The sequence below is a fragment of the Mesorhizobium sp. M0909 genome (assembly GCF_040319515.1).
GTDB lineage: Bacteria > Pseudomonadota > Alphaproteobacteria > Rhizobiales > Rhizobiaceae > Mesorhizobium.
This window is the reverse complement of record NZ_JAMYOA010000033.1, coordinates 20,166-46,107: the sequence shown is the minus strand read 5'-3', so window position 1 is coordinate 46,107 and position 25,942 is coordinate 20,166. Positions and strand designations below refer to the sequence as shown.

Sequence of the window (25,942 nt, the reverse complement as noted above, 5' to 3'; positions counted from 1 at the left end):
CTTTCTATGATCGAGAGCGACCGGGTCGAGTTTCCTCTCAAGCATCATGTTGACGAATGGCCAGTGGAAGAATTGGCCCGACGTCGCGCTTCTAAGTGACTTCGGCTAGAACCTGAAGCTTGCTCTCCACCGAACGAACGGTCAAGCGTCCGCTCAACTGCAACCTCGAAGACCCTCCTTGATACGTTTCTGAAATCTGCCATCAGAAGGAGACGCTTCATGGTACAGGCGTATGGTGCGAGCCGGTTCCTCACCACGATCGAGATAAGCGACGGCGCGATGACTGGTCGCCGCGGTGATCATGCATCGCATCTGGTGTGATGGAACCGAATTCCGCTGGACGAGGGAGACTTGACTTCAACATGCCAATAGAGAAGACGACACCAACACTTCTCCTTGAACTCACCTAGACGTTATGATCGTGGTCTGAGAGGGCGGCCCGCCCTTAGTCTTTGCAGCTGTAAAGCGAACGGGGGTTGCTTCTCTACTCGACAGGTTGAAGTCAAGCGCTTCTCGAGCTTTCCGCTTCGCCGGCGCGTGACGTCTTTCGCGGGGTCATGCTTCTCTACGGGATCGGCTCGGCCGTCGCCTTGATGGGGGATCAGAAGAATGAGGCGGAACAATCTCGGAAGCGTCCTGATCGTTGCGATGGCGACCGGTACTGCAACCCTCGCGAACTCACCTCATTCATCGTCCCGCGAAGGACGCCTTTTCCACCGGCAGGTGGAACCTTATGGGTTGATCCTTGTCACGCTCGCTCTGCGATCATCTTTCATCTCCTTGTTCGGCTGATGGGCGACCATCTCCTCGTCCCGGTCCGGTTTCGGCTCGGCCGGCGCGCGCAGTGGTCGTCAAGGGTGGCCGAAGGCCAGCGCGCAGCGACCTGCCCTTGACGGGCCACGAGCACGGCGGCAGGCTGCACTGGTCGGGCCGTCAGCCGTCAGCCGTCAGCCGTCAGCCGTTCAGCCGGCTGCCGGCAGCCGGCACCGGCACCAGCTCCTGCCTAGTCCAGCGGAATTGGGTGCCGTCGCGCCACATGCGATACATGATCACCGCCAGCCGGCGGGCAATGCGACAATGGCCTTTTGCCGGCCGCGCCACTTGGCGACATTCATCGCCCACGCCCTCAGCCACGACCATTTCGTCACACGTGTCAGCAGCGTCTGCGCGGCCTCGTAAAGCAGCGTTCGCATCATGCCGTCGCCGCAGCAGGATATCCGGCCGATGCGCCAGCTTTCGCCCGACTGGTCGAGCACCGGCGTCAGGCCGAGGGCCGGCCCGACCGCCTTGGAGTTCTTGAAGCGCTCCGGAATGTCGTCGCCGTATAGGCCAGCGCGGTCACGGGGCCGACGGGGGATGGTCACAGCAGAGCGCAGACCTCGTCGTCGCTGGCAAGGGCGAGGACCTTGCGGTGGAGGGCGGCAAACTTCTCCCGCAGCTTGCCGCGCGCCTCGAGCAGCGGATCAACGATCTCGGCCAGATCGGACATGTCTTCGGTGAGTTCGCGGATGCACGCCGCGAACTTGACCACACCAACAGGGCCGACCTTGAGGCCGAAGTTGCGCAGCAAGCCGCGAATGTCGTTCTCAATCGCGATGGCCTTTTCCTGCAGGAGCTTGCGCGCGGTCAGCAGCGCCCGGCGCTTCTGGCTCGTCAGCGTCTTCACGTGCACCGGGCGAAACAGGTTGACCCGTATCATCTGCGCCATGCGGCGGGCATCATTGCGGCCGGTCTTGTTCACCTGCGCCTTGAGGAAGGCCTTGGTGTGACCGGTCTCGATACAGATCACCGGCAATCCGGCTTCCGCCAGCCTGCTAAACAGCCATTGCGACAGCGGCCCGGCTTCAAGCCCAACGCGCTCTAGCCGCCAAGCGGGGTCCTTGAGCACCGGTGCCAGATCCTGCGGATGGCTCACCACCTTCACCTCGCGGCAAATCCGGCCGGTTTCGTCGACATGCACACTGCGGTCTCCTTCACCGCACGTACCATGCGGCGTAGTGCTTCATGCTGCGCTTCCTCCTTCTGATGCTTGTGGCTGCCTCCACGCAGACCACGTTAATCATCAGCTCGAAGCGCAGCACCTTCAACACCTACACAATGCATCCTGTCCCGAAGATGAGGCTCCGAATAGTGCCGAGCCGAGCCCCAAGCAAAGGAAGGACGGGCCATGAAGGAAGATAAGGGTTTTTCGTCGGTGTCGATGTGTCGAAGGCCAAGCACGCGGTTGCGATCGCCGAGGGGAGCCGGAAGGTGAGGTCCGCTATTTCGGCGAGATCGAGGCCACGCCGGCGGCGGTGGAGCGCTTCGTGCGCAAGCTGGAGAAAAAGTATCCGCGCCTGCATTTTTGCTACGAAGCCGGCCCGACCGGCTATGGGCTGTACCGCCAGATCGTTGCGCTCGGCCATCGCTGCGATGTCGTAGCGCCCTCGCTGATCCCCAAGCGTGCGGGCGAGCGTGTCAGACCAACCGGCGCGATGCGGTCAGCCTGGCGCGGCTGTTGCGCGCCGGCGAACTGACCGGCATCTGGGTGCCCGACGACGTCTATGAGGCCATCGGTGATCTGGTTCGGGTCCGTGCCGCGGCCGGCGAAGACTTGCGCAAGAAACGTCAGCAGCTGGTCTCCTTCCTGCTGCGTCATGGCCGTATCTTTAGCGGCCGCAAGAACTGGAGCCGGGCCCATGCCCGCTGGCTGGCGGCACAGAAGTTCGACCCTCCGGCCCAGCAGATCGTGTTCCAGGACCAGGTCGACGTGATCACCGACGCAGAGGCTCGGCTAGAGCGATTGGACGCCCAACTGGCCGAGCTGGTCGATGGCCCGGTGGTGGCGGCTTATCAGGCGCTGCGTGGGGCCTCCGTCATCGTCGCCGTCACCTTTTTGAGCGAAGTCGGCGATGTCCGTCGTTTCGACAATCCCCGACAGTTGATGGCCTTTCTCGGCCTGGTGCCCTCGGAGCGCTCGACCGGCAACACGGTAAAACGGGGCAGTCTGACGCTGGCCGGCAACCGCCGCGCGCGCCGCGTGCTGGTGTAGGGCGCCTGGAGCTACCCTATCCCGCCCGGGTGACGTAGCTAATTAGCGTCCGCCTCGAGGGCCTGCCGAGGGCGGTGCGTGAGATCGCCTGGAAGGCGCAGACCCGGCTTTGCGCCCGCTACCGCCGCATGACGGCGGCCGGCAAGAAGAAAACCATCGTCATTGCGGCGATCGCGCGCGAGATGGCCGCCTCTGTGGGCCATCGGTCACCAGGTCGAACCGGTGCACTGAAGATGCGGTGCGCTTCCGCCTTGAAGATCGCGCTTGTGGCAAGGGTTCCGCTCGCACGGGCGCCGCCGCCGGATTGAAGCTCATTTGACCGGTTTCAATCCGGCGGCAACACCGGACCGCACGGCGACGGGATGTGGCCACGGTGGGGAAACTCCCGTGCTAACTATGTGGCTGGAGCATCGCTCCTAACGCCCGACATTAGACAGGGAAACCCCCAGGACGAATTATGGAAGTGCGGTAACCACCCCGCGGATAAGAGCTGGATCAACCGTCGTCTCAAGGCCCATCCCGTCCCCGTGCTGTTCCCCATTAACGGCAACAAACCTGTGGCAAAGACATGGGGCGGAAAACATCGTGCACCACCCTTGACCATGATCATAAGAGTTAGCTGTCGAATTTCCCGGATTGACAATGATGGCCAAGTGTGGAACGCTGTTCTAACTGGAGCACTCGTTCCAGTATTTTCGATTAAGTCGGGTTGGTGGGGCGGAAAGTTTCCGTTCGAAGTCGGATCGCAATGCAGAGCGTGTCTGCGCACCCGAGCAGCTTGGGAGGAGCTAACAATGAAATCTTTCGTGAGGACCCTATGTCTTAGTGCCGCGATAGCCTTCGTAGCCAACGTCGCCAGCGCCGCCGAATTGACGTTTGCAACCGGTTATGGCTTCGACTTTTTTGCCGCAGAGATTGCCAAGTTCGAGAAGGCAACCGGCAATAAGGTGACGCTTATACATTTGCCCGCGGCACCCTCCGCAGTGCTCAGCCAATATCGGCTCTGGTTTGCGGCTGGCGACAAGAGTGTCGACGTCCTCGCGATGAAGGACATATGGCTGTCCGCATTTGCGGACCACCTGGTTGACTTAAAAGGCGTGGCCGGCGATGTCATCGGCGAAACCTTCCCTTCAATTATCCAGTCACTGACGGTTGACGGCAGGCTACTTGCGCTGCCGCGTTATTCAGATGGGCCACTGCTCTTTTACCGCAAGGATCTGTTGGAGAAGTATGGGAAGGCGCCGCCGAAGACCTGGGACGAACTCACGGCAACTGCCAAGGAAATTCAGGATAAGGAACGGGCTGCTGGTAACCCTGATATGTGGGGCTTCGTCTTCCAGGGAAAGGGCAATGACACGCTGACCTGTAATGCGCTCGAATGGATCAGGTCCTCACGAGGCGGCAACATTGTCGAGCAGGATGGGACGATTTCCATCAATAATGAAAAAGCAGTTGCCGCCCTTGAGCGGGCCAAGGGTTGGGTCGGCACGATCTCCCCTCCAGGTGTCGTCTCTTATGGAGAGGAAGAGTCGCGCGGGGTGTGGCAGTCGGGCAATGCTGTGTTCATGCGCCAATGGACTTATGCCTATCCGCTCAGTAACGCCGACGATAGCGCTGTCGAGGGCAAGTTCGATGTCGCGCCGCTACCCGCGGACACGGGCGAATTGTCAGCGCCAACGCTTGGCATAGCGGGGTATGTAGTATCGAAGTATTCCGAACACCAAAAAGAGGCTATCGAGCTGGTGACGTTCTTGGCGTCGAAGGAAGTGCAGAAGGATGCCGCGCTTCAGCTTGGAGACATGCCTGCGATCCCATCGCTCTTTGACGATCCGGACGTAGTTGCTGCCCAGCCTTTTATGCCTATGATGAAAGGGGTGATTGACGGCGGGGCTAAACTCCCTTCGGCGGTTCTTAAGACTAAATGGAACGAGGCTAACACCTACTTCTATACCGCCGTCAACGACACGCTCTCGGGGAAAGGGACAGCTGCCGAAAACTTAGAAGAACTTGAGGCAAAGTTGACCGACTTAAAGGGAAGCGGTTGGTAAACCCGGGCGAGAGCGGCTGAAGATGAGCTAACGAATATCTCCAATCGTCGCCTACGATGGCGGCTATCATGGCCGCCTCCTTGGATCGCAAATCCCGACACGATGATCCCTGCGACGCTAGTCGTTCAGGTCTGGAAGAGCACACCATTTGTGGCCCTTCTCATCCTCGGGGCACATGAAACCCCTACTAAGTATGCAGATGGAGGTATAGGAATTTTCTTGCCCCATGCGCCTCTAAGAATGCCGTGAGGCTATGAAAAATAAGGAGGAAATTTTCTATGATAGGACGTAACAAGGACGCCGCGTCCCTGCCTCCGGTTAGCGGCGGAGCGTTCTGGAATCCGGACGAGCAAGTCTTCGGCTACCGCGAGATCAAGAAGATCGTTCGGCACCATGTGGTGCAACGCGGGGACCACGTTCACGCGCTGCCCGTGGCTGTCCAGCAGATCTCGCCCCAGTGGACCTGGAACGGCCAGGCCATGGACGTCGATCGCTACATGGAGGCGGCGCGCACCTCGGGCGTCATCGTGCTCAAGGACGGCCAGGTGATCCTAGAGCGTTATAACCTCGGGCGTACGGAAAAGGACATCTGGCTATGCAATTCCGTCTCCAAGTCGGTGACTTCGATTCTGGTCGGCGCTGCGATCCAGGATGGCGACATCAAAAGTATGGGTGATCTAGTCACCGACTACATTCATGAGCTCAGAGGCAGCGCTTACGAGGGCGTGACCATCCGCCAGCTTATGACCATGACCTCGGGCGTGAAGTACAGCGTGGAAGATGACATGGACCCTCGCTCGGACGTCTACTCCTTGTGGTACCCGGTGATCGAGTCTGGCGTGAGTCCAGTCGTCTCTTACATGCGCCGCATGCCCAGAGCCGATCAGCCGGGCACCAAGTACAATTACAGTACTGCCGACACCCACTTGGCCGGAATATTGGTCTCAAACGCGGTCGGCAAGTTGTTGTCAGAGTACCTCTCGGAGAAGCTCTGGCAGCCCTACGGGATGGAGGAGGACGCGGTCTGGACGGTGGATGCGGCCGGCTACGAGCACGCCGGCGGCGGCCTCGCCATGAGCCTTCGCGACTTAGCCCGCTTCGGACAGTTCATGCTGGAAGGCGGCAAGGCCGGCGGCGTCCAGGTGCTGCCGCCAGACTGGTTGGCGGAGGCGACCAGTGCTCAAGTGATCTTCCCCTCCGGATCTGATCGGTATGATCGGATTGGCTATGGATATTTCTGGTACATCTCCAAGAACGGCTACGATCACAGTGGATTCGCTGGCCAGTGGATCCTCGTCTATCCGAAGGACAAGGTGGTGATTGCCATCCACTCCGCTTGGCTCAACGAAAACCAGCCCAACCGCCCCGAGTACGTGCAGATGCAGAAGGCCTTCGTCGAGGCCCTACACGCTTCGGCCGTGGCGCACCGCTGAAGATCGCTTTGGTTAGCTACACCATGCAGGACCAGCCATTATTGGCGGGATGAACAGTCGTGGCCACGCCGCTTGCAAATGAACATAAGAATTCCAATGAGACGAAATTGTGCGTATTGGCGATCGTGAGCACGGATTTCACCGCATCGTGAGCACGGATTTCGCGGGATCGTGAGCAACGATTTCAGACGATCGTGAGCAACCTTCTCGAAGGTTGTGGACGCTTCGGCCGACATCTCAACCCGGCTACAGGATGCCTCGTCAATGCAACGAGGAAGGCTGATGCCAACCCAGAGATTGTCGATGCGCCGGATCAGAGAAGTTTTACGTCTAAGACATGTCCAAGGCCTCACCGAGCGCGTCTTCGCGGGCACGCTCGGGGTGAGCAATGGTGTCGTGCATGGTTATCTACGGCGCGCCCGTCTTGCCGGGCTGAGCTGGCCGCTGCCCGAAGGGATGGATGACGAAGGCCTTGAGCTGCTCCTCTTCCCGGCGCCGAAGGCGGCATCGCAAAGCCCCCGGCTGCCGGTGCCCGACTGGAGCTATGTGGAGAAGGAATTGCGCCGCCGCGGCGTGACGCGGGTGCTGCTGTGGGAAGAGTATCGCGCCGCCAATCCCGATGGCTTTGGCTATACCTGGTTTTGCACGACCTTCGAGGCCTGGAAAGGGCGGACGCGCCCGACGATGCGCCAGACGCACCTGGGCGGCGAGAAGGTGTTTGTCGATTTCGCCGGCGACACCATTGACATCTTCGACCCCATCACCGGCGAAGCGCACGCCATGAAGCTGTTCGTCGCAGCGATGGGCGCCTCGAACTATACCTACGCCGAGGCGTGCCCGAGCGAGAGCCTGCCCGATTGGATCGGCGTTCACACCAACCTTTTCACCTTTCTGGGCGGCGTCCCGAAGTTCGTGGTCTGCGACAATCTCAAGGCCGCCGTCACCAACCCCGATCACTACGACCCCGCTCTCAACCGGACCTATGCCGAGATGGCGAGCCACTACGGCACCGCGATACTCGCGGCGAGGCCGGGACGCCCGAAGGATAAGGCAAAAGTTGAAGTTGCGGTGCAAATTGCCCAGCGCTGGGTCCTGGCGCGGCTGCGCAATCAGCGCTTCTTTTCCCTGGCGGAGCTGAACGCTGCCATCCGCGTGCTCGTCGCCGAACTCAACGCCCGCCAGATGCGCGGTTTCGGCTCCAGCCGAGCCGAGCTGTTCGCCGAGATCGACAGGCCGAAGCTGGGAGAACTGCCGGACCAGCCATACGTCTTTGCGCGCTGGAAGCGCTGCCGCGTGGCACCCGACTATCGCGTCGAGATCGACGGGCATTGGTATTCCACGCCCTACCGCCTCATTCGCGAGCTCGTCGATGTGCGGATCGCCGACAAGACGGTCGAGATCTTCCACAAGGGCCAGCGGATCGCCAGCCACGCCCGTGCACCCAACTGGCGCGGCCATACGACAGTCGCTGATCACATGCCGAGCGCGCATCGCCGCTACGGCAAGTGGAGGCCGGGAGGATTGATCGCCGCCGGCGAGAAGATTGGTCCTTCCACCGCCGCCTTCTTCCAGGCTGTCATCGCGGACCGGCCGCGTCCCGAACAAGGCTTTCGCACCTGTCTCGGCATTCTGTCGCTGACCAAGAGCTACGGCAACGCACGTGTCGATGCGGCCTGCCAACGCGGCATCCTCATCAAGGCGCGCTCCGTCGCCTCGATCCGTTCGATTCTCAAGAACGGCCTTGATCGCGCTTTCCTCGACGAGGCGCCCGATCACCAACCCCTGCGCCACGGCAACATCCGCGGTCAGGGCTATTTCCACTGAACTATGGAGATTTCAATGCTCACCCATCCTACCCATGACCAGCTGATCGCTCTGGGCCTGACCGGAATGGCCAAGGCCTTCGAGGAGCAGCGACGATCGCCGGATCTCGATGCCCTGTCGTTCGAGGAGCGCATCGGGCTTCTTGTCGATCGCGAGGCCGCCGAGCGCGACACCAAACGGCTCACGACGCGGCTCAAATTCGCCGCGCTGCGCCAGAGCGCCTGCGTGGAAGATGTCGATCTGCGCACCCCGCGCGGCATCGACCGCGCCGTCTTCGCCAGGCTCGTCGCCGTCGACTGGATCGACCGCCACAAGGGTTGACAGCAACACGGCAACTCTCCAAGGGCGGTCAGGCTGCCGCGCCCATAGGCTGATGTCACTGCTTCACGGCTGGAGCCGGTACCCGTTCCGTTTGACAGTCTTCGCTTGCCCGATCCATTGACTTTCTGGCAATTACGTTCTAATTGGAACGATGTTCGAGTCATGTTTATGGGGCGAACGGCAGCCGTACGAGGTAGTTGATGACGAGCAGGTCTGAACACGACGTTGTGATAATCGGGGGCGGGCACAACGGCCTCACGACGGCGGGTTACCTATCTCGTGCCGGCCTGAAGACGCTCGTGCTTGAAAGGCGAGGTATTGTAGGCGGTGCTGCTGTTACTGAGGAGTTTTATCCGGGCTTCCGTAATTCTGTCTGCTCCTACGTGGTCGGGTTACTCCACCCGAATGTTGTCCGTGACCTGGAGCTTGCGGCCCATGGTTTGGATATCATAGAGCGAACCGGCACGACGCTTCTGCCCCTGCCTGAGGGCGGTGCGATGTTCATTCCGCCCAGCATCGAGGGGACAGAACGAGAGGTCCAACGTTTCTCCCCACGCGATGCTGAGCGCTATCGCGCCTTTCAGGATGAAATTAGGTCTGCTGCCGATATTATCCGCGATACTCTACTGGAAACTCCACCCAATCTTGGCGGCGGATTCGGCGATCTGCTGTCGCTGCTCAAGATGGGCAATCGATTCCGCAAGCTTTCAACCTCCAGGCAGGAAAGCTTCGTGAAACTGATGACGATGAGTATCGGTGACTATCTAAACGAGTGGTTCGAATGCGATCCTCTCAAGGGTCACTTGGCTTGGGACAGTATTGTGGGCAACATGGTCAGTCCTTACCATCCAGGGTCAGCATATGTTCTGATTCATCACGTGTTCGGCGAAACGAACGGCAAAAAGGGCGTTTGGGGGCACGCCCGCGGCGGCATGGGTGCCATCACGCAGGCGATGGCGCGCTCCGCTGAAGCCAAGGGTGCAGAAATCCGAGTCAACTCGCCAGTTCGAGAGGTGATCGTGGAGAAAGGCGTTGCGCGCGGTGTTGTGCTGGAGGACGGTACCGTGATCCGTGCGAGAGCGGTAGCCGCCAACGTAGGTCCCAAATTGCTCTATCTCAAAATGATGGATCCATCGTCACTTGACTCTGAGTTTATCCGCCAGATCGAGAGCTGGCGGTGTCGCTCGGGCACATTCAGAATGAACGTGGCGTTGTCGGAACTGCCAAGCTTCGACGGGCTCGACAACATCGACAATTCTGTTGAGCCGCTCAACGGCGGGATCCACATCTGCTCGTCACTCGACTACTTGGAGCGAGCTTACGATGATGCAAAGCGGGGTGGATGGTCCGAAGAACCTCTTGTATCGATGATTATCCCAAGCCTTTGCGATGACAGCCTCGCTCCGGCAGGTCAGCATGTGGCGAGTTTATTCTGTCAGCATTTCAATCCCCAACTCGCGGGCGGCAGGACTTGGGATGAGGTGAAGGAGGGAGTTGCTGACCACGTCATTGCCACGGTCAACCGCTACGCTCCAAATTTTAAATCCAGCATTCTCGGCCGCCAAGTTTTGAGCCCGCTCGACCTTGAGCGGGAATTTGGATTAGTTGGAGGCGACATCTTTCATGGAGCACTTCATCTCGACCAACTCTGGGCGTTGCGCCCGGCTGCCGGATATGCCCAATATCGCGGTCCGCTTCGCAACCTCTACATGTGTGGTTCCGGTACACATCCGGGCGGCGGCGTGACCGGAGTGCCGGGACATAATGCGGCAAGGGAAATCATCAAAGATTTCAGAAAACGCCGCCTGGCGGCTTAGATTGGGATTACCAGAGCGCCTTATCGGTTAACCGTGCCGATCGCCTCCGGCGGTTTGCGCGCGGATTGCGACTGTAATCGGCCACGTCTGACCTGCCACTGAACATTCATCCAGCGGCGATTAGAGCCTTGGCCGTTTCTGTTACGCCTCTTGGCGCGGGTTGAGCAACCGGCGGAGGCGCGGAGCCTTCGATCAGCACAGCGTCGGAGCCGGTTGCGGTGATGTCCTCGGCGTATGCCGCCGGGGTCTGGTAGCCGAGCGAGGAATGAGGCCTGGCGGTGTTGAACAACACGACGAGAGAACGCCCACGGGACCGAGGAACGCAAGTTTCTTTATCCATGGCATCCCTGGGCCGGGCGTTGTGTTCACGTTCATGAGGTGATCGAGAAGGCTGACCGGGAGGTTTTCCGCTGCAGTCTCTCTGGCCACGCCTCCGATCGGTGGCTGGAGGTTCCGGCCTGGATGTTTGATCGCGCGGTCTGCACCGCGTGGCGCATTGCCGCTGCCCCACATGTCGATCCCAGAACGCTTGGCGTCTTGGTGACACTGCTGCAGGACGCGACGGCCAATTCCCACACCCCATCGCAATTGGAGGTTTCGGGCGCAGCATCGGATCCTCACGACGCGAATCGGGGAGAGGTCCATGCCGCGCCAGCCCACGACATATCAGTTCGATCTGTTCTCCAACCCGCACGATGCGGAGACCGCGCAGATGCCACCATGGCAGGCGCTGCCGGAAGAGACGCGCCTGACGCTGACAAAGCTGATGGTGCGCCTGATCCTCAACCACGTCGACGGCGAGCGCGCCGTTCCACGGGAGGAGGCACGCCATGATGCATGAGAAGATCCGGCCCCACCATCTGGAGCGAAAGGCGATCCTTTATGTGCGGCAGTCCTCGGCCCATCAGGTTCTGCACAATCGTGAGAGCAGCGCCCTGCAGTATGCGATGCGCGATCGCCTGGTCGCGCTCGGCTGGTCTTGCATCGAGACGGTCGATGACGATCTCGGCCGCTCTGCTGCTGGCGGTGTCGCGCGAGCGGGCTTCGATCGGATGGTCGCAGCAGTCTGTCTCGGCAAGGTTGGGGCGGTTGCGGCGCGGGAGGTATCGCGCTTCGCCCGCAACAGCCGCGACTGGCAGCAGCTCATCGAGATGTGCCGCGTCGTCGATACCGTGCTGATCGACCAGGAGACGGTCTACGCACCGCGCCAGAGCAATGACCGGCTGCTGCTGGGATTGAAGGGCAGTCTCAACGAGTATGAGCTCGATCTTCTGCGTCAGCGCTCCTTGTCGGCCCGCTATGAGAAGGCCCGGCGCGGTGAACTCGTCGTCGCTTCCCCGGTCGGCTTCGTGAAGGTCGGCGACCGGCTGGAGAAGGATCCCGACCGTCGCATGCAGGAGGCCATCACCCTTGTGTTTGACAAGGTGGCGGAACTCGGCAGTGCCCGCCAGGCCCTGCTCTGGTTCCTCGAACATGGGCTGGATTTGCCTGCCAAGCGCAACAATGGCGATGTGGTCTGGCGCAGGCCAAGCTATGCGACCATCCACCGAATGATCGAGAACCCGATCTACGGCGGCGCCTATGCCTATGGTAAGACTCGTGCTGCGTCGGGATATGATGCAACAGCCATTCGTTCGCGCAGCCGCCGTAAGGCGCGTGATGAATGGCTGGCGCTGATCCCGGGTGCACACGAAGGCTACGTCAGCTGGGAAAGGGCGGAAGCGATCCGCAAGATGGTGAGCGACAACGTGCCCACGAGCCGGCATCACGGGGCGCCCAAGCATGGCGACGCTCTGCTCGCCGGCCTTGTCCGCTGCCGGCGCTGCGGCCGCAAGCTGACGGTCCGCTACACGGGAACCAAGCACAACATTCCGCGCTATTCCTGCTGGCGTGGTCTGCTTGACAATGGCGAGCCGCGTTGCATCGCCTTCGGTGGACTACGCGTCGACGACGCCATCGAGGAAGCTCTTCTGCGGGTTGTCGAGCCGGCAGCGATAGCCGCGGCCGTCGAGGCCGAAGCGCAAGCGGCCAGTCGCCGCGATCAGGTCCGCGATGCTCTGATGCGCGATCGCGAGGCGGCACGCTACAACGCCGATCGGGCGTTCCGGCAATACGACGCCATCGATCCGCAGAACCGGCTGGTCGCGGCGGAACTGGAGTTGCGATGGAACCGGGCGCTTACGCGTGTCGGCGAGATCGAGAGCAGGATTGCCGCGCATGATGCCTCGACATCGGAGCCATCACTTCTGTCGCCAATACACGTCACCGCGCTCGCCGCCGATCTCAAGGCTGTATGGGCGGCGCCGACGACGGATGCAAGGCTCAAGAAGCGCATCGTTCGCACCGTCATCCGGGAGGTGGTCGCCGATATCGATGACGAAGCGTCAGACATCGTTCTTCTGATCCATTGGGTTGGCGGCGTCCATACTGAACTGCGCCTGCCGAAGCGGCGCCGTGGACAGCGCAACAGCACGTCCGGCGATATCATCGCGGCCGTCCGCCAACTGGTGCTCATCGCCAATGATGATCTGATTGCTGGCATCCTCAACCGCAATGGACTGGTGACCGGCCACGGCAATCGATGGACACGCGAACGGGTCACCGCGCACAGGTCGCATCATAAGATCCCTGTCTTCCGGCCAGCGGCGGACGGCAAAGAGCCATGGCTTAACCTGAACAAGGCGGCGCGCCTTCTCGGCGTTGCACCGAAGACCCTCAGGCTCGCCGCCGAGGCGGGCGAGATCGAAGGCGTTCATCCTCTGCCGGATGGTCCATGGGTCTTCAGCCGATCAACGCTTGGCGAACCTGCGGCACAGCGCATCGTTCATCGCGCGCGGCAAAACCCAAAATACCCCACGGGATCGCATCCAGATCAGCAAAACCTATTCACTTCAACGACATAGACAGATGGGTGTTATGAAACAGGATTGAAGTCCTCCCGCCATTCGGCGATGGCGCTGCGGGCGTGGTCGAGGCCGAAGAACAGGCTCTCGTTCAAGAGCTCGTCGCGCATGCGACCGTTGAAGGATTCGACATAGCCGTTCTGCATCGGCTTGCCCGGCGCGATGTAGTGCCATTCGATCCCGTGATCCTTCGACCATGCGAGGATGGCGTTCGACGTGAACTCCGTGCCGTGGTCGGAGACGATCATGCCTGGCTTGCCGCGCTGGGCGATCAGTTCCGTCAGTTCACGGGCAACCCGACGGCCGGAGATCGAGGTGTCCGGAATCGCGGCCAGACATTCGCGTGTCACGTCGTCGACGATGTTGAGCACACGGAACCGCCGGCCACAGGCGAACTGGTCATGGACGAAATCCAGCGACCAGCGCGCATTCGGCTTTGCCTCGACCAGGATCGGCGCCCGCGTGCCGACTGCTCGCCGTCTTGCCCGGCGCTTGCGCACTGTCAGACCTTCCTCGCGATAGAGACGGTAGATACGGTTGACCCCAGATGCCTCGCCCTCGCGCCTGAGCAGGATGAACAGCCGCCGGTAGCCGAAGCGTCGGCGCTCGTTCGCGAGGTCACGCAGCCGACCACGCAGCTCCGTCTCTGGCGGTCGGCGAGACTGGTAGCGGATCATCTTGCGATCGGCGTCGACAAAGGAACAGGCCCGACGCTCCGATAGGTCCATGACGGCCTGCAGATGCGCGACGGCTTCGCGCTTGGCGGCGGGCCCTACCATTTTTTTGACAGAAGCTCGCGCAATGCCGAGGCTTCGAGCATCTGGTCGGCGAGCAGCTTCTTCAGCTTGGCGTTCTCGTCTTCCAGAGCCTTCAGCCGCTTGGCGTCAGAGACGTCCATCCGCCATACTTGGCCTTCCAGTTATACAGCGTCGCCTCCGAGACCCCGTGCTTGCGGGCAAGATCGCCCGCCTTCGCACCCGCCTCATGCTCGCGCAGAACCGCGATGATCTGCTCTTCCGTAAACCGCTTTCTCTTCATCAGTCCGTCCTTCAATCAAGGCCCGGACTCTAATCTCAGATGGAGGAAATTCTCAGTGGCAGGTCAGGTACGAACCTTGAAACAACATCCGAAAAGTACAGCGAATCGGAACGACTGCTTTCCGGGCCCGCCAGTATCTGGCTGCTGGTGTGAGCAGCAACGCGAGGCTTGTTGGGAAGCGGCCCCCCTGTTTGTTGCTCGCGCGCAGGGAAGCGAGCTGATCGACGCCAACGGCAATCGCTACATCGACTTCGTCATGGGCTATGGGGCCGATGGTCCTCGGCCACCGGCCGAAAGCTATCGAAGCCGCAATGATCGACTCGCTCGCGATCGGACAGGTATTCGGTGGACAGACCCTCTCGAGGCCCAGTTAGCGGCGAAGGTAGTCGATTTTGTTCCGTGCGCTGAACTCGTGCGGTTCACCAACACCGGGACTGAGGCCGACCTGCTGGCGGTGAGACTTGCCCGGGCGTTCACGGGACCCCCGAAGATCATAAAGTTTGAAGGGCATTATCACGGCTGGGGTGACGGTCTGGCCGTTAGTATCAAGCCACCCTTCGTTCAGGCCGACGGTCGAACTACCGTGCAGACGCAGCCGGAGTCATTGGGGATGACCCCCTCAAGCTATGACGATGTGATTGTCTTGCCCTGGAACGACCTGGACGCGATCGAGCCGTGCCTGAATTGGCAAGGCCAAACCGTCGCGGGCGTGATCATGGAGCCCGTGATGTGCAATAGCGGCGTCATCACCCGAAGGCCCCGATATCTCGAGAAGGGTTCGCGAGCTTTGCACCGCATGTGGCACCCTACTGATTTTTGACGAGGTGATCACGGGGTTCCGCTTGGCACCGGGTGGTGCCCAGGAGAAATTCGGGGTTATTCCGGACCTGGCCATTTTCGGAAAAGCATTGGCAGCCGATGTTCCAATGGGTTGCGTTGCGGGCCGAGCGGACGTGATGGAATGCTGACCCGAGGTGTGATGCACGGAGGCACCTACAGTGGCAACGTCACCGGTCTAAGTGTTAGTCTAGCGACGCTGGAGCAGACTTGTAACCGCGGCGGACAGGCCCTGAAGGCCCTGGATGCGATGGGCGTCCAACTCATCGAACTTCTGGAGGAGTCTTTCAAGCGGCACGGAATTGCCGGTCAGGTCCAGGGGTACGGAGCGCATTTCGGCCTTTTCTTTGCACCGCCGCATTCAAAGCTTCCAGGACCTGCGGCTCGTCGACCGTGGTGCCGGCGATGAGTTTGTTGCAAGGATGCTCGACGCCGGCGTCGTATCACCAGTCGGGCCTCGTTCTTTCTGAGCACTGCACACACCTCGTCCGACATAGAGGACGCGGCAGAAGCTGCGGACGCCATACTGGCCGAGATGGCGCAACACCAATACGCCGCCGCACAGCAACGTTAGATTGCGACGTCGGTATGGAGCTTACAGGAAAACGCGTTGTGGTGATCGGAGGCGCGGGCCTCATCGGATCTCATACGGTGGACCAGCTTGTCTGCGAGCAGGTTTCGGAAATCATCGTTTACGACGACTTCAGCCACGGAAAGATGCATTTCCTTACGGAGGCACGGAAGGACAAGCGCGTGCAAATCGTGAATGCTGACGTTCGGGACCTCGATCAACTCAATCGAACGCTATCCGGCGCCCACGGCGTCATTCATCTTGCAACGCTATTGCTCCTGCGTTGCCGAGCCGACCCGATAGCTGGCTTCGAGGTCAACGTCAGAGGGACCTTGAACGTGATGCAGGCCTGTGTAGACCAGGGCGTTGAGCGCCTTGTCTACGCATCCTCTACGTCCGTTTACGGGGATGCTGCCGAGGAGCCGATGACTGAAGCGCACCCGTCTAACAATCAGAATCTATACGGGGCGACGAAGATCGCGTCCGAGGTGCTTTTGCATGCCTATCATCACGAGTATGGGCTTCCGTACGTCGCTATGCGGTACATGAATGTTTATGGCCCTCGACAAGGCTATTCGGGCGTCTACATGTCTGTGATCATGCGGATGTTAGACGCTGCGGAACGCGGAGAGTCACCGGTCATAGCAGGAGATGGAAGCGAGGCTACGACCTCATCATCGCTGAAGACGTCGCCCGGGCAAATGTGTGCGCGCTAAGGGCCGGCACGGTTGATCGCGCCTATAATATCGGAACCGGCGTGAAAACCACGTTGCGCGAAATCGCTGAGATGATTTGCGACCTGACCGGGTGCAAGGCGCCGATTTTGGCGACACGGTTAGGGCGAGCGCAGAAATCGGATTTAAATCGCGAATCCCGCTGAGGGAGGGGCTGCGAAAGCTGGCGGAGTGGCGCGCTGTCAACCCTTGGGCGATCGAGGCACGCACAGGTATAAACACCTCAAGCGACGCAGGTCAGTAACCCGACGCGTCATCCCTGCGTGACCGATTCCTAGACTAGGATCTCGGCTGGCAGCCGAGGATGCATGCCGCGGCGATCGGCCTCCTTAAGCACTGAACCGTTGAGGAGACCGTGCGCATTGATTACGCCATAGCGATTCAACCGTTGACATCGAAATAAAGGCAGTTACAGTTGGAACGGCGTTCCATAAAGAGAAGGAGTGCGGGGGTGCTGGACAAGACGGACCTGCTGCCGGATCAACCTCGCTAGGCACTTGAAGGACTGAAGATGGCGCATGGCATCGCTTCTCAGAAGACCGGCTCGCATGTGCGCATGGCACGCGTGGGGGAATGGGCCACTCCGCTCATCTGGTTTGTTGCTGTGCTCGCGGTATGGGAAATCGCCATCACCCTGCTGGGTGCGTCCGACTATATCCTGCCAGCCCCCACGAAGATCTTCACCCGGATTTTCCTGGAGTTCGAGTTCATCTGGCCAAGCGCACTTGAAAGCCTGACGCTCATCGCCGTTGGATTTTTTGTCGGCGCACTCCTGGCCATTCCGCTTGCATTTTTTGTGGCAATCAGCCCGCTCCTCGAGCGCAGTTTGTATCCGCTAATTTTGCTGTTTCAAATCGCGCCGAAGATCGCGCTGCTGCCCCTTCTCATCATCTGGTTCGGCTTCGGGCATACATCGGCCATCATCCTCACGGTCATGTTTGTCTTCTTCCCGATCATGGTCGACAGCATCGCCGGTTTTAAGTCGGTTGACCGGGATATCTTTTATATTTCCCGCTCGATGGGCGCGAATTGGTGGCAAACGCTATACCTGATCCGCCTGCCGGCAGCGCTGCCCCATATCTTTTCCGGATTTAAGGTCAGCATCGTTCTATCGGTCACGTCAGTCATCATTGCCGAATATATCGGCTCCAACAGCGGTATTGGTTACCTGGTGCTGCGCGCGATGAGGGTCGGTGACGTGGCACTTATTTTCGCGCTTCTCTTCTGCGCCGCGCTGCTCGGAATATTGCTCACCTATGTCGTTCAGGCGGCGGAGAAATCTTGCATGCCTTGGCTCAGGCATGCCGAGAAACATTAGTCGAGCACTCTAAAAGAAGCGAAAGGGGAATGGACATGAACACTGAAGGAAGAACACTCATGAAAACAATGGGAAGAAGCATTTTTCTGGCAGCGCTTGCGGTAGGAATGAGCAGCTCGCTGTCACTCGCAGCCGATAAAATGAAGTTCACCTTCAACTGGACGGCTGACGATGGCGACCTCGGCTTTGTCTTAGCGAAGAAGCTGGGCTTCTATGAGGAGCTCGGCATCGACATTGAATTCGAAGAAGGGCGAGGTTCATCCATCACCTCGCAGCTCGTGGCAACCGGTCAAACTGACGTCGGGTACGCAGATGCCCCCGCCGCAATGAACGTGGCTTCAAAGGGAGCGAACTTCAAGATCATCGCCGCGATCTTGGAAGGCAACACGTCCGCTGCGATCTCTCTTAAAGAAAGCGGCATCGAAACGATCAAGGATCTGAAGGGCAAAAAAGTCGCGGTCTGCGCCGGGTGTTCCCAGACCGCCCTCCTTGACCCTCTGCTCAAAGCGAACGGTCTCAATCAATCTGACATGGAGATCATCAGTGTCGACGGCGCAGCGTTCCTTGGTCTTTTGACCGAGAAAAAGGTTGATGTGGTCTTGTCCGACCCAGGATCGATAAGCGCTCCACTGCGTCATCGGGGCATCGAGACCACGGCGATCCTGTACCGCGAGAATGGTATCCCCACAGTCGGCCTTAGCCTGATCGCCCGGGAAGATAAGCTGGCTGCCAATCCTGATCTCTACAAGCGCTTCATAGAGGCGTCGCTAAAGGGCTGGGATGCAGCGCGCAAGGACCCCGCCGCGGCGGCAGACGCTCTGTTGGAAATGTACCCGAAGGCGAACAGCCGGGATGCAAGCATCTGGACCGCACAGAACCTGATTATCCCGGCCCTGTGCGTAGAGGGAGCTTCTACTCTCGGGGATGTTCCAGATACCAATTGGAACACCACCTATGAGCTGCTGACCACCTATCTCGGGCTTCCCACAATTAAGCCAATTACTGACCACTACACCCGCGATTACCTGCCGGAAAACCGGCCCGCCTGTCCCTGATGCGGACTGTCGCATAGTACGGGAGCGCCCGCATCTTACCCGGGCGCTCCTCCGAGAGATTCAATGGTGAAGAAGCGAATGAAGACGACCGAGCTTCCATCTACACCTGCCGCAATACGGATGTGGGCGTTGCTTGAACTAGTGTTGGCTTGGTTCTTGCCACTCGCCACAATCGTGGTTTTCCTGGCCATGTGGGAATACGCAGGTCGCCTGTTTTCTATTCCCGAGTTCCTGCTACCTTCGCCGTCGGCGATCTTCCGCAGACTCGTTCTCGATTGGCCGCAAGTATGGCCTCATTTCCTATTCACCGCTTCGATGATCGTGGAGGGTTTCCTGCTTGCTACGGCGGTGGCGATCCCCTTGGCGATTGTGATCGCGTCATTCCCATCAATCGAACGCGGACTCTATCCCATCATCGCATTTTCCGAGATGATTCCGAAAACCATCATTGCGCCGCTACTTATCGTCTGGTTCGGTATAGGCATTGGGTCAAAGCTCGCTCTCACCGCATTGCTGACCTTCTTTCCGATTTTGGTTGACACCATATCCGGCCTTCGTTCCATCGATCCGCAACTTTATCACATTACCCGTTCAATGGGCGCTTCCGGACGGCAAACGTTCCTGTACGTGCAGATACCCGCGGCGCTCCCGTTCATATTTTCCGGTTTGAAAATCGCAAGCGTATTCGCTGTCGGCGGAGAGTTGCTGGCTGAGTTTATCGGTTCAACGAACGGATTGGGATTTCTGATTATCCAGGCGTCTAATTTCATGGATCTAGAACAGATGTTCGCGGCGATTGTAGCCGTTACACTGCAGGGCCTGGTTTTCTTCTATGCGATTGCACTCCTCGAACATGTTTTCACACCCTGGGCCCGCCCCGACCGATGACAAGGGGACATCAGATCATCGAAACTACAACACAGGGGAAGCCTTCATGCACGGTATCAAACTGAAATCCGCCAATCAATCGACGCATGTACCTGCGGGGAGTGGAGCCTCAATCACCGTGACCGGACTCTCAAAGGTCTTTCCGGTGCCGGGTGGAGAGGTTCGCGCGGTGGGACCTCTCGATCTTCACATCGAACGTGGGGAATTCGTGAGTGTGATCGGCCCGTCAGGCTGCGGAAAAAGCACCACGATGCTGATGGTCGCAGGACTGCTTCCGCGATCGACCGGAATGATCGCGATTGATGACCGGCCGCTTGCGGGACCCATCACGGATATCGGCATCGTGTTCCAGAACCACCTCTTGCTTGAGTTTCGGACGGCAATGGCTAATGTCATGCTCCAGCAACAGATCCGCGGGCTCAACAGGCAGGCACTTCGCGAGGACGCAGAGGCTCTTTTCGCGAAGTTGGGCCTGAAAGGCGCGGAGGACCGATATCCGGCCCAGCTCTCGGGCGGCATGCGGCAGCGAGTGTCGATCGCGCGGGCACTTGTTCATCAGCCATCAATGCTCCTCATGGACGAGCCATTTGGCGCGCTCGATGCTATCAGCCGCACGCAAATCCGGCACGACCTGGAGCTTTTATGGCTTGAGCAACGGATGACCGTGATGTTCATCACGCATTCCATTGATGAGGCTATAGGGCTCTCGGATCGGGTGCTGGTCATGTCACAATCCCCGGGCCAGATCGTGGAGGAAATTGTCATCGATCTGCCGCGGCCGCGACCGGCGCATCTCGGTGAGTATCCACAATTCGCCGACTACGCAAATCGGATCTATTCGACCTTCGAGAAGCTCGGCGTCTACCGATTCAAGTAGCCTTAGGGCCGGGCGCGCGAGTTCTGAGCCGGCCAGACGCGTTTGCTGGGCAATGGCGCCCCGCGTCGGAGCGGAACTGGGATAGGATATTTATATTTACACCGGCGAATCAGAACACAAACGCAGTCAGTTTTCCTGGACGCGCGATTGTCTCAAAGGCCACAACTCTGCCAGCTTTGCCGCGGTAGCGAGAACCGAGGACGCGGTCTTGTCGTGCTGTTCCGGAGTGAGGCGGGAGCTGGGGCCGGCGACGCTGACGGTACCCACCGTTTGGCCACTTGCCAAAGTGATCGGGGCGGCAATTGCCACTACACCCGGCTCGGCTGCCTCATCGGAAATTGCCCAACCGCGTTTCCGGGCCAATTTCAGTTCATCCATAAAATCTTCTATAGAGGCAATCGCTCCATCCTGCCCGTCGTCGCCACTCTTTATAGCTATGCGTAGCGCATCTTTAGGACTTAGCGTCGACAAGTAGGCTCTTCCGTTAGCCGTTGTGGCAAGACGGACGCTTGCGACCATTTCCGGTTGATACTTTAGACCGTTCCTTGCGCCTTGGACCTGCGCTATCCACGTCAGGGTCTCGCCTTGCACGACAGCCATCCGGACAAGTTCTGCGCTCTCCGCCGCCAGTTCTTCTAAAACAGGCTGGCAAACATCCGTCAGATGCGTCGCGCTCAGGAAACGCTGCCCCAATATCGCGAGTCGAAGTGAAAGCTTGTAAAAGCCGGTCACCTGCTCTTGTTCTACCCAGCCAATTTCGCATAAAACGTTGAGCATCCGGTGGGCGGCGCTCTTCTGCAGATCGAGCTTGTCTGCGATTTCCCCAAGACGCATCGCGCAAGCTTCGGTGGCCAGCAGTTCGATGACCGCGAAACACCGTTCGACGAGGGAGTTAACGACTCTCACGCGTGATCTCTCTGTTCCATTAAGAATGGCATTCTAGCATTTCCGGCCGGACGGTCAAGGCAACTTCCACGCCGCCATTGCTCGATAAAAGCTTTTCGCGAATGCACTGTTCTAATTAGAATACTGTAGCATGAGCCGAGCAACGTCAATCGGTAATAGCCACCTTCTGGTGGACCAACTCTGGCCGCGTGGGCGGTATGCGGATATCGCGGCCGGCTGCACAATCTATATACAGTCTAAGACTTCTCCTGAAGAGCGGCAGCGCGACCAGCCAATCTCCCGGAGGTAAATGCCCAACCGAGATGGTGGCCATGGCCCTCCAGGATGATTCCGCCCTGGCCCGTCGCTCCCGCCGCATAAAGACCGGGGATCACCTGCCCGCTTTTCGAGAGCACTTCCATTGAAGCCGAAATTCGGAGGCCCCCCTCAGTCAGAAGCCAGCTTCGAACCGGTCCAAGGGCAATGAAAGGTGGTTCAAGTAATCCAGCACAGCCCGGGCGGGGATTGCGATTGTAGTCAGCTATGGTCACTTCAAGCGTGGGCGGAGAAACGCCTATCTTGCTTGCGAGCCCACTTAAGGAGCGCGCGCTATGATAAATGTCCTTGCGATTTCTCCTGTAGTCCGGCAGGTACGCGTAAGCGACCCCGGGTGCCGTTGATATGTAATTCGGCCAGGCGCTGAATGCTTTTGCTAGGCGGTCATCCAGGATGATGTAGGCTTCTTTGCCTTTTTGCTGCGGAACTGCGAGTTGGGGTTTATCGCATTCATCGGTGAATCGAGCGCCATCCCGATTTATCAGTATCGCGCCGCTTTCGTATAATTTGCGCTGCGGTTCCAAAACCGTTGTCAGAAACATCATGATGAATGGGCGAATGACGGGCTGCGGCAATGTCGCCATCGCCCACCGCATCGTCAAAGCCAGAAAGCGACTGGGCGGCAGCATTGTCATCAAGTTGGTCCTGGGGGGCACGAACCGGAGTTGTGGCCCGCTCATCAGGTCGCCGTTCACAATCTCTCCGCCTACGTCTAGCCCCAGCTGGATCGCATCGCCGGTGCTGGTCTTCACCAGCGCATCCGCTTGGGCGATGACGTCCCCGGCATATTCCCTCTTCATCTCGCGGTTAGCGCTGAAATCGCCGCCGGCGAGGACAACGCCACGGAGCGCAAAGAAACGCTTTTGCGAACCGTCCGCCTCGACTTCGACGCCGACTACCCTTTCACGCTCGCGGATTAGACGACAGGCACGATGACTGAAGCGAACGTCAACGCCAAGCTGGCGAGCGCGTCGATAGAGGGCGTGAGCATAAGCCCGAGAATTCGGCAAGATATTATGCATTCGAGGAACGCGATGCGGGGGTTCGGGCATCGGACCGAAAAAGACCACACCCATGTCAAGCAGCTTCTTTAGAGTGGCCGGAACATTTTCCACGAATACCTTGCGCAGATCGGGATTGTCACGTGCCAGCAGGTTGCCGTGGAACTTTGCCATGTCCTCATAGTGAGCCTCCGGCGTGTCGTGCACGCCAATTGCTACCTGCATGGGAGACATGCTGGATGAGAGCGAACCTATTGCCCAATTCGTGGTGCCTCCCGGAACTGGATTCTTTTCCAAGACGAGCACGCGCCGTCCCATCTCGGCTGCTTCTATCGCAGCGAACAATCCAGATCCCCCGCCGCCCACGACAATCACCTCCGGATCCTGCTGAGTACGAGCGGCTTTGTTTTGTCCTGGCATACCCCCGAGCACACGATCACCTTTAAACATTCTCATCCTCACTTGGCGACATCCCTCACAGCTCCACGGAAATATCCCGTGAGCCCCCGGTTGACCCGGCATAGGAAAGCGGGTAATCCTATTAGAACGTTATTCCAGCTAGTATGTCATGTCAGAATTTGCAAGCGATTTGTACCATATGTTGGCGAGGAAACTCATCGCAGCCCACCGCGGCGGCCAGCGCGCTCCAGCTCAGGTGAAAGAGCTCGAGGCGCTGAGCCGCGCGCAGGCTTTGCGTATCCAAGGTGAAGTGGTGAGTGCGCTGTCTCCCGTCGCCGGTTGGAAGGCAGCGGCTTTGCCCGACGGGGACTTGGTGTCCGCGCCAATCCTTCGTCATCGCCTCCTACAAAGTCCGGCTTCACTGTCGCCGGTGATGTATGGACTTGGCGGTGTCGAGTGCGAAATCGCCTTCCGTTTTGCAAGACGGCCAACGCCACGGAAGCACGGATTCGAGCGGGAGGACATTCTCGATGCGCTCGACGCCGCCTGTGCAGCCGTAGAAGTGGTAGACAGCCGCTGGGCCGTCGCTTCCCCCATTCCACGCAACGCGATGATCGCGGACTTGCTCTCGAATGGCGCGCTCGTCGTCGGCTCATGCAACCCACATTGGCGGAGTGTGGCGTTTGACGTCCTTGCAGCTCGGCTGTCCATTAACGGAACCGTCCGCTCCGAGACGAGGGGCGGCCATTCCGACTGTGACCTGATCGGGCTCCTAGTGATGCTCGCAAACGACCTGCTGAAACGCGGGATCATGTTGGGGGCAGGTGAGATCGTCACCACAGGAAGTTTCACAGGTTTTCATACCGCAACTTCAGGAGACGAAATCAAAGCGGAGTTTGATGGCTTTCCGCCAGTGTCAGTAATTTTCAATAGCCTAGAAAGTAACGGAGAAGCCAATGCTCTGCGGTAATGGCATGGTCGCCATCTGGAATGGAATTGCAGAGGAGGGGCGTCTAGATTTCTATCAATGGCATATTCACGAACACATGCCTGAGAGGACGGCCATTCCAGGCTTTCTGCGCGGGCGGCGCTATCGTGCAGCCGACAGCGAAACACATCCTGAATTCTTCACGCTTTACGAAGTCGAGGGGTTCGAGGTGATTACGGGCCCCGAGTATGCCCAACGGCTGAACAGCCCCACGCCTTGGACGCGGCGAGCCACCTCTCATTTTCTCAACACCTCACGCGGACTGGCGCGTGTGGTCAGATCAACGGGGCCTGGACCGGGCGGCGTGATCGCCACGGTGCGCTTTCAGTCCTCGAATAGGAATGACCGCGAAGTGGCCGGCGACCTATCGGCGCTCATGTCGGACCTTATGCAGTATCCGCTTCTCACCGGAGCGCATCTCGGCAAGGCGGACGAGGCGGCCACCCAAGTCCGCACCGCAGAGAGCGAGGGGCGAAACGACTACGACGCGCCGCCCAGCTGGTTCATTCTCCTGGAGGCGTGCACCGTGGATGCCCTGAAAGCACCTGTCCACGCTCTCCTCCAGCATCCTGCTGTCGCGAAGCCCCAGGTCGGTCGTTACCTGCTCGAGTACACGCGTCTCAAAACCGACGCCGCGGCCGGTTAAGGAAGGGACGCGGCATGAAACTCTTGCGGTTTGGTTTGCCTGGTTCCGAGCGTCCTGGACTCCTTGATGAAACCGGAACGGTCCGCGACCTCAGCGGAGTTATTCCGGATATTGCGGGACGCGCGCTCTCTCGTGAAGGCCTGAATGAGTTGCGCTCTCTAAATCCATCGTCGTTGCCGGCGGTCGACGGCAGTATTCGTTTCGGCCCGCCGGTCGCCGACGTTGGACATTTCATCGCCGTCGGGCTGAATTACACAGATCACGCACTCGAGACAGACACGCCCATCCCAGAAGAGCCTGTGATATTCTCCAAAGCCCCTTCATGCATCGTCGGACCCAACGACGATATAGTGATGCCGAGTGGTTCGCGCATGCTGGACTGGGAGGCGGAAGTCGCCGTGGTAGTCGGCGAGCGCGCTTTCGAGATTCCGGAAGAAAATGCACTCTCCGTGGTCGCTGGCTATTTGGTCTGCCACGACGTGTCCGAGCGGGATTTCCAAATTCACCGGGGGGGGCAATGGATTAAAGGCAAGTCCTCCCCCACTTTTGGCCCGCTTGGCCCATGGCTGGTGACGGGGGATGAAGTGCCCGACCCTCAAAACCTCTCTCTATGGCTTTCGGTGAACGGGGTCAGAAGGCAGTCAGGCACCACTGGCAAGATGATTTTTCCCTTCAAGTATCTGATCGCCTACATTTCGAGGTTCATGGTGCTCGAGCCCGGCGACATCATCACAACGGGTACTCCCCATGGTGTCGGGCTGGGGATGAAGCCGCCCGAGTTCCTTAAGCCTGGTGATGTCGTCGAACTCGGCGTCGACGGCTTGGGGCGGCAAAGGCAAACCGTGGTGCAGCGTCTAACAGGTGCCTAACTCCGCTGCCGGGATAGGCACCAGACTTTCCTGGTAGTTCTGCCAAGGACAACGGAGCCCGTTGCGAAGCGGTTTGCACATGGCGAACGCCTACCTCACCGGATGCGGCGCTAGCAGATGATC

At 59.3% G+C, this 25,942-nt stretch carries 19 protein-coding genes and 4 pseudogenes; 18 read left to right on the top strand and 5 right to left on the bottom strand.

What is annotated here, in order from left to right:
• Positions 1-954 precede the first annotated feature (954 nt).
• Positions 955-2,006: pseudogene (locus NKH83_RS30005) on the bottom strand (IS110 family RNA-guided transposase).
• A gap of 196 nt (positions 2,007-2,202) precedes the next feature.
• Between NKH83_RS30005 and NKH83_RS30000 the strand changes: the two are divergent.
• From NKH83_RS30000 to NKH83_RS29960, 8 genes and pseudogenes are all read left to right on the top strand, one after another.
• Positions 2,203-3,262: pseudogene (locus NKH83_RS30000) on the top strand (IS110 family RNA-guided transposase).
• Between the two features lie 563 nt (positions 3,263-3,825).
• Positions 3,826-5,079, top strand: a complete 1,254-nt coding sequence (locus tag NKH83_RS29995; protein WP_352808641.1) for an ABC transporter substrate-binding protein — start codon at positions 3,826-3,828, stop codon at positions 5,077-5,079.
• A gap of 278 nt (positions 5,080-5,357) precedes the next feature.
• Complete coding sequence (locus tag NKH83_RS29990; protein WP_352808638.1) at positions 5,358-6,512, top strand: serine hydrolase domain-containing protein; 1,155 nt, start codon at positions 5,358-5,360, stop codon at positions 6,510-6,512.
• Positions 6,513-6,794: 282 nt separating this feature from the next.
• On the top strand, positions 6,795-8,336 hold the full coding sequence (istA, locus tag NKH83_RS29985) for an IS21 family transposase (RefSeq protein WP_352808636.1): 1,542 nt from the start codon (positions 6,795-6,797) through the stop codon (positions 8,334-8,336).
• Positions 8,337-8,351: 15 nt separating this feature from the next.
• A pseudogene (locus NKH83_RS29980) lies at positions 8,352-8,651 on the top strand (ATP-binding protein); the annotation flags it as partial.
• Positions 8,652-8,857: 206 nt separating this feature from the next.
• Positions 8,858-10,474 carry a phytoene desaturase family protein gene (locus tag NKH83_RS29975; RefSeq protein ID WP_352808634.1) on the top strand — a complete coding sequence of 539 codons (1,617 nt, stop codon included), beginning with the start codon at positions 8,858-8,860 and terminating at the stop codon, positions 10,472-10,474.
• Between the two features lie 643 nt (positions 10,475-11,117).
• Positions 11,118-11,315: a hypothetical protein gene (locus tag NKH83_RS29965; RefSeq protein WP_023672821.1), complete on the top strand. Its 198-nt coding sequence runs from the start codon at positions 11,118-11,120 to the stop codon at positions 11,313-11,315.
• Positions 11,305-13,377 (top strand): recombinase family protein, encoded by a 2,073-nt coding sequence (locus tag NKH83_RS29960; RefSeq protein WP_352808631.1) that lies wholly within the window; start codon positions 11,305-11,307, stop codon positions 13,375-13,377. The genes NKH83_RS29965 and NKH83_RS29960 overlap by 11 nt, the downstream gene beginning before the upstream one ends.
• Before the next feature lie 23 nt (positions 13,378-13,400).
• Here NKH83_RS29960 and NKH83_RS29955 read toward each other — a convergent pair.
• Positions 13,401-14,415, bottom strand: a pseudogene (locus NKH83_RS29955) (IS3 family transposase); the annotation flags it as partial.
• A 55-nt stretch (positions 14,416-14,470) separates the two neighbouring features.
• Here NKH83_RS29955 and NKH83_RS29950 point away from each other — a divergent pair.
• Positions 14,471-15,235 (top strand): aminotransferase class III-fold pyridoxal phosphate-dependent enzyme, encoded by a 765-nt coding sequence (locus NKH83_RS29950; RefSeq protein ID WP_352808629.1) that lies wholly within the window; start codon positions 14,471-14,473, stop codon positions 15,233-15,235.
• Between the two features lie 4 nt (positions 15,236-15,239).
• Positions 15,240-15,383 carry a hypothetical protein gene (locus NKH83_RS29945; protein ID WP_352808627.1) on the top strand — a complete coding sequence of 48 codons (144 nt, stop codon included), beginning with the start codon at positions 15,240-15,242 and terminating at the stop codon, positions 15,381-15,383.
• A 59-nt stretch (positions 15,384-15,442) separates the two neighbouring features.
• Here NKH83_RS29945 and NKH83_RS29940 read toward each other — a convergent pair whose 3' ends face one another.
• Positions 15,443-15,586: a hypothetical protein gene (locus NKH83_RS29940; protein WP_352808624.1), complete on the bottom strand. Its 144-nt coding sequence runs from the start codon at positions 15,584-15,586 to the stop codon at positions 15,443-15,445.
• Between the two features lie 317 nt (positions 15,587-15,903).
• Here NKH83_RS29940 and NKH83_RS29935 point away from each other — a divergent pair, with 317 nt between their 5' ends.
• The 5 genes from NKH83_RS29935 (at position 15,904) to NKH83_RS29915 (ending at position 20,695) form a co-directional block, all read left to right on the top strand.
• Positions 15,904-16,539: an NAD-dependent epimerase/dehydratase family protein gene (locus NKH83_RS29935; protein WP_352808622.1), complete on the top strand. Its 636-nt coding sequence runs from the start codon at positions 15,904-15,906 to the stop codon at positions 16,537-16,539.
• Between the two features lie 529 nt (positions 16,540-17,068).
• Positions 17,069-17,875 (top strand): ABC transporter permease, encoded by an 807-nt coding sequence (locus tag NKH83_RS29930; protein ID WP_352808620.1) that lies wholly within the window; start codon positions 17,069-17,071, stop codon positions 17,873-17,875.
• Between the two features lie 35 nt (positions 17,876-17,910).
• Positions 17,911-18,930 (top strand): ABC transporter substrate-binding protein, encoded by a 1,020-nt coding sequence (locus NKH83_RS29925; RefSeq protein ID WP_352808618.1) that lies wholly within the window; start codon positions 17,911-17,913, stop codon positions 18,928-18,930.
• Between the two features lie 78 nt (positions 18,931-19,008).
• Positions 19,009-19,818 carry an ABC transporter permease gene (locus NKH83_RS29920; RefSeq protein WP_352808617.1) on the top strand — a complete coding sequence of 270 codons (810 nt, stop codon included), beginning with the start codon at positions 19,009-19,011 and terminating at the stop codon, positions 19,816-19,818.
• Between the two features lie 46 nt (positions 19,819-19,864).
• Complete coding sequence (locus tag NKH83_RS29915) at positions 19,865-20,695, top strand: ABC transporter ATP-binding protein (protein WP_352808616.1); 831 nt, start codon at positions 19,865-19,867, stop codon at positions 20,693-20,695.
• A 126-nt stretch (positions 20,696-20,821) separates the two neighbouring features.
• Here the strand turns inward: NKH83_RS29915 and NKH83_RS29910 are convergent, their stop codons facing one another.
• Complete coding sequence (locus NKH83_RS29910; RefSeq protein ID WP_352808614.1) at positions 20,822-21,601, bottom strand: IclR family transcriptional regulator; 780 nt, start codon at positions 21,599-21,601, stop codon at positions 20,822-20,824.
• A gap of 236 nt (positions 21,602-21,837) precedes the next feature.
• Entirely contained in the window at positions 21,838-23,367 is a 1,530-nt protein-coding gene (locus NKH83_RS29905; RefSeq protein WP_352808612.1) for an FAD-dependent oxidoreductase, read from the bottom strand.
• Positions 23,368-23,485: 118 nt separating this feature from the next.
• Here NKH83_RS29905 and NKH83_RS29900 point away from each other — a divergent pair, with 118 nt between their 5' ends.
• From NKH83_RS29900 to NKH83_RS29890, 3 genes are read left to right on the top strand one after another with little or no spacing between them, the layout of a single operon-like run.
• Positions 23,486-24,286, top strand: coding sequence for a 2-keto-4-pentenoate hydratase (locus tag NKH83_RS29900; protein WP_352808609.1), 801 nt, complete (start codon positions 23,486-23,488; stop codon positions 24,284-24,286).
• Complete coding sequence (locus NKH83_RS29895; RefSeq protein WP_352808607.1) at positions 24,273-24,950, top strand: hypothetical protein; 678 nt, start codon at positions 24,273-24,275, stop codon at positions 24,948-24,950. The genes NKH83_RS29900 and NKH83_RS29895 overlap by 14 nt, the downstream gene beginning before the upstream one ends.
• Before the next feature lie 14 nt (positions 24,951-24,964).
• The gene (locus NKH83_RS29890; protein WP_352808605.1) at positions 24,965-25,819 is read left to right on the top strand and encodes a fumarylacetoacetate hydrolase family protein; all 855 of its coding nucleotides are present in this window, start codon (positions 24,965-24,967) and stop codon (positions 25,817-25,819) included.
• The last annotated feature ends 123 nt before the right edge of the window (positions 25,820-25,942 follow it).